This is a genomic window from Bacteroidales bacterium, from assembly GCA_018334875.1.
GTDB lineage: Bacteria > Bacteroidota > Bacteroidia > Bacteroidales > UBA12077 > JAGXLC01.
In genome coordinates this window covers 1-4430 of record JAGXLC010000336.1, presented here as the reverse complement: position 1 = coordinate 4430, position 4430 = coordinate 1, and the positions used below count along the sequence as shown (strand labels likewise).

Here is a 4430-nt window from a genome sequence, read left to right as displayed (position 1 = left end):
CAGTGGCTTGCGACAAGTATATGTTATCCATTTTAGTCATTAAAGCAACAGCCAGGAGAAAAATAAAATAGTCATTCAGTGTTCATTGATTGTCATTGATTGTCATTGATCGTCATTGATCGTCATTGATCGTCATTGATCGTCATTGATCGTCATTGATTGTCATTGATGGTTATTGAGAGTTCATGGTCATTCTTTATCATTCGGTTTTATTCTTTCTTTTGGTTCATTCGGGCCGAAACGAGAGTAAAGAGCCGGTCTGTCCCGCTAAAGCAAAGAATTTTTAACCATAGTTTATATTACAGATAATAGAATGGAGGCAGAATTTTTTATTTTCTTTTATAGCCCCGATAGCCTGATTTTACCAGATTCACCGTATAGATAGCCAGGCCAGTCCAGATGAAGAGAAAGCTGATCAGATAGGTTTGTGTAAGGGCTTCACCATATTTAAATACACCAATGATCAACATAAGCGTGGGCGCAAAATACTGTAAGAATCCCACACTAGCCAGAGGGATCTTTGAAGCACCGTTGGCAAAAAGATACAGCGGCAACACGGTGACAAATCCGCCCAAAATAAAAAAAAGATCAGTTGTCGGTTCAAATACCGCAAAATGTCCTGTGTCCCGGATGCCTTTATATACAATGTAAGCAACAGCCAAAAAAGACAAAAACATGGTTTCCGTCATAATACTGTTCAGGGGATTCAGACCGAAAGATTTTTTGGCCAATCCGTAAAAGCCAAAGGAAAGAGCCAAACCTACAGAAATCCATGGAAATTCACCATATTTATAGGCAAGATAAAACATACCTGTGGCGGCAAAAAGAATCGCGACTGTTTTTAGTGGATTGAGTTTTTCTTTTAAAAACAGTAAACCCAAAAACACACTTACCAGAGGATTGACAAAATATCCAAGACTTGCATCCACAATATGGCCGCTGGTTACTGCGAAAATGAATATCAGCCAGTTGACGGCAATCAAGCCAGAGGTCAGGTATATTGTCCTTCTTTTCTTCTTGTCTCTTAAAAGATTAAAATACGCTTTGCGATTGGATAAAACATTAAACAGCAGCAAAAACACAAAACCCCAGAATATTCTGTGGGCCAGAATTTCCGGTGCAGGAACATGATCAAGCTGTTTCCAGTAAATGGGGAGTACCCCCCAAATCACATAGGCCGATAAGGCTGAAAGGTGCCCCAGTATATAATCCCGGTTTTTATCCACCATCTCATGTTACAAAGTTATCTCCACTACAATTTCGGGGATTTGACTATAAAATAAGGATTCAGAAGCTCTTTTTTATTATAAAGCAGGGGTGTTCCGTCTTTTTGTGTCACCGGGAATCCTGCAGCTAAAGCAACAGCATGACCTGCGGCGGTATCCCATTCCATGGTCGGACCGAAACGCGGATAGACATCCGCTTTTCCTTCAGCTACCATGCAGATTTTCAATGAGCTGCCCTTTGATACAAATTCAGCATCACCATGGATCTTCTTAAGTTCATCAACATAGGCCTGGGTTTCATCATTCAGGTGCGAACGGCTGGCCACCACCACCAGCTTATCCCGTTTTTCGGAAAGGGGAAGAATTTGTCCCTTTTTCATCAGCTCGTCAATATCTTCACATGCCATGGGTTCTCCTTTCTCGCCTTCCACTTTATAAGCTCCGAACGTTTCGGTCCCAAAATAGAGCTCATTTACATAAGGTGCAAAAACAACGCCCAGGATGGGTTCGCCCTTTCTAACCAAAGCAATGTTCACCGTAAACTCACCGTTTTTCTTTATAAATTCCTTCGTGCCGTCAAGTGGATCCACAAGCCAGAAATGATTCCATTTGCTTCGCTCTTCATAGGGAATATCCTTACCTTCTTCACTCAATACCGGATATTCCGTTTGGTTCAAATAACCTGTAATGATCTCATGGGCTTTCCTGTCCGCCAGGGTTAGAGGAGATTCATCGGCCTTAGATTCTACCTCAAAGTCCTTCTCGTGGTAAACCTCATTAACTTTTTTTCCTGCTTCAAGAGCAGCACGTGTAGCAGTAGTCAACAATGCCTTTAGTTCTTTGTTTTCCATCTTGTTTTATTCTTATTATACAAAATACCTTAAACTCAATACTGTAATGGTAACAATCATATAGATCACTGTTAAAGGGAAGCCCAGTTTGAAAAAATCATTGAAGGAATACCCCCCGGGGCCATATACCATAAGGTTGGTCTGGTACCCGATAGGGGTCAGGAAATTGGCTGCGGCCGCAAATGATACAATCAAAATAAATGGCATAGGCTGGAGGCCAAGATTGGCGGCCATCGTCAGGGATATTGGGAATACCAATGCCACCGCCGCCTTATTCCCGATATAAGCTCCCAGAAAAGCAGTGATCAGATATATACCGGTCAGCAGTCCTATCTTCCCAAAGGGCATAAAACCTGAAATGATCATATCGGCAAGCAGGTCGGCAGCTCCTGTTTTACGCATGGCTACGCCCAAAGCCAATGAAAGCACAATGATCAGGGCCAGATCGTAATCTATGGCCTTGGGAAGCTCTTTGGGGTTAGCCAGTCCCAAAGCAAAAGCCACAATAAGAAGAACCAGAAGCCCCATAAACAGTGATATCACATGAAAGGCAGAAAGGGTGATCGCTATTAAAAGCCCGCCAAAAACAGTGGCTATCTTATACCCTTCAACTTTTTTAAAATCGCGGACTTTCGAAATAAAATAAAAATCCCGCGTATGAACGGTACGGTTAAAGAAATCCTCGCCGGTAAAGAGCAACAGGACATCACCCGGTTTAAGGACTATCTCGCCAATTTTGCCGCTTATCTTCTCTCCGTTCCGGTGGACCGCAATAACTGCAGCATCATAACGGGCCCGGAAGCGCACCTCTTTAACAGTTTTACCTATAAGTGAAGAATTTTGAGATATCACGATCTCCACAACCTCCGTTTTCTTCTTCTTATACATCATGCCTACAGAAGGCAGTGTCAATCCGTTCCTGGAATTAACCATATCGGCAATGGTATGCGTATCGCCGGCAAAAATAAGTATATCGTTCTGCTGGAGAAGCACGTCGGGAGAGACAGCCCTGAACCTGTATGAACCCCTTATAATTTCAACCAAAAACAATCCCTTGAGGTTTCTCAGACCTGCCTCTTCAATTGTTTTACCTACCATTGATGAATTTTTTCTTATCTGGGCTTCCACCAGGTATTCCCTTGAATTTTGAGAAAAGTCGGCCATGGCATCCGATTTGGAAGGAAGAAACCGGTCGCTGAAAAAGTACAGGTATATAAAGCCAAAAAGAATCATAGGGACCCCTACGTAGGTAAAATCAAAGATATTCAGGGCTCCGATTTCAGGAACAATATCCTGATCGGCAGCCATACCGCTAACAATAAGGTTGGTGGAAGTACCGATGAGTGTTGCACAACCGCCTAAAATTGCTGCAAATGAGAGAGGCATCAATAATTTGGAAGGAGATATACTATGCCTCTTGCTCCAGTTATTTACGTAAGGCATCATAATGGCTACAAGAGGGGTATTATTCAGAAATGCAGAAAAACCTGCAATAAGCAACATCATCCGCGCCCGGAAACCCCTTATACTTCGAATGGAGTGGAATATCCTGTCAAAAATGCTTTCCAGAAAACCGGTTCGCCTGATCACATCTCCGATCAGGAGCAACAGTATAATCACGAAAATCTGCTCGTTGGCAAAACCGCTGAGAATTTCCTTTGGGGTCAGAATACCAAAAAAACCAAGTACCGTAACAGCGATGACGAAGGTAAAGGTAGCACCAAGTATTTCTTTGTATAAAGAAATCAAAATAAAAAGCAAAACGATAAAGACAACGATAATATCGAATGTCAACATAACCTCCCGAACTTTAGCACCTGGCCGTCAACTAATTAATCACAAATATTCTTTATTTTGAGGCATCTAAAGTAATAAATTTTATTATTCATAATACTTCGTTAAAAATAAAAAAATCAAAGGAATCGGTTTATAGGTAAGAAACGGGATTGCATGTGGACGTCATGCAATGGAGTTAAGATCATAGAAGTGTTCAAAAAAGCTGCCAGTTAGCACCTTACCGGTCAAATTCTTGCTTTTTTTGGCAAAACTTGCCCGGTAAGGTACTGTGGCAAAATTTATGAGGCAATTTTCAAAGATAAAAATAATTGAAAAAGATCATGACCTTTATATAATTATGCCTCATAAATTTTGCTTGCTAATTTGGACAAGCCAAAACCAAACAGGATGCTTTCAAGGAATTTGATGTGTTTCCGTTTTGGGTTGTCCAAATTAGGGATTCAGCCGGTGCATGAGTTGACCCTCAACGATGGTAAACAACCGAACCGGAGTAAGGGTCCGCCAATTATCAAAATGATCGAAAACACCACCGAACATGATATATTCATCCAGATTG

The 4430-nt window shown here is 41.6% G+C and carries 3 protein-coding genes; all 3 read right to left on the bottom strand.

All coding sequences use genetic code 11. The features are described from left to right. Window positions 1-329 precede the first annotated feature (329 nt). Genes rarD through KGY70_17620 form a run of 3 tightly spaced genes read right to left on the bottom strand, consistent with a single transcriptional unit; the run spans window position 330 to window position 3874 of the window. Entirely contained in the window at window positions 330-1229 is a 900-nt protein-coding gene (gene rarD, locus KGY70_17630) for an EamA family transporter RarD (protein MBS3777023.1), read from the bottom strand. A gap of 23 nt (window positions 1230-1252) precedes the next feature. Next, a complete protein-coding gene (gene cysQ / locus KGY70_17625) occupies window positions 1253-2077 on the bottom strand; it encodes a 3'(2'),5'-bisphosphate nucleotidase CysQ (protein ID MBS3777022.1) in 825 nt (274 codons plus the stop codon). A gap of 15 nt (window positions 2078-2092) precedes the next feature. Then, the gene (locus tag KGY70_17620; GenBank protein ID MBS3777021.1) at window positions 2093-3874 is read right to left on the bottom strand and encodes an SLC13 family permease; all 1782 of its coding nucleotides are present in this window, start codon (window positions 3872-3874) and stop codon (window positions 2093-2095) included. Window positions 3875-4430: the final 556 nt, after the last annotated feature.

Coding starts and splice junctions, on each gene's coding strand:
- rarD (MBS3777023.1), bottom strand. CDS start 1,229: ATGGTGGATAAAAACCGGGATTATATACTGGGGCACCTTTCAGCCTTA.
- cysQ (MBS3777022.1), bottom strand. CDS start 2,077: ATGGAAAACAAAGAACTAAAGGCATTGTTGACTACTGCTACACGTGCT.
- KGY70_17620 (MBS3777021.1), bottom strand. CDS start 3,874: ATGTTGACATTCGATATTATCGTTGTCTTTATCGTTTTGCTTTTTATT.